At 57.7% G+C, this 260-nt stretch carries 1 protein-coding gene; it reads right to left on the bottom strand.

All coding sequences use genetic code 11. The features are described 5' to 3' along the window. Positions 1 to 208 (bottom strand): hypothetical protein (locus ACSNOK_RS34870; protein WP_436784714.1); only part of this gene is annotated, 208 nt, incomplete at its 3' end. Positions 209 to 260 lie beyond the last annotated feature (52 nt).

Here is a 260-nt window from a genome sequence, read left to right as displayed (position 1 = left end):
GCACCCGCTCGCCCGTGGTTTCCGTTGCGCCCTTCCATTGAATGGCCAGACCGATGCGGTTCTCATATTCGGACAGCGTCTGCATGCCCTGGTCCATGGCGCGGGCCGCCGCAAACTGTGCCCACAGCGATACCGCAAGCATCATCGCCAACAAGCCGCCTAGCGTGCCCCAAAGCTTGGCGGACACGCTCCATTGATCAAATTTCATTCGTAGAACTCTCGTCGGAAAAACTGAACAGAGGAAAGGTGAAACAACAGGC

This window comes from Streptomyces sp. URMC 126 (assembly GCF_051386555.1).
In the GTDB taxonomy this organism is placed as follows: Bacteria; Actinomycetota; Actinomycetes; order Streptomycetales; family Streptomycetaceae; genus Streptomyces.
This window is presented reverse-complemented; position numbering and strand designations above follow the sequence as displayed.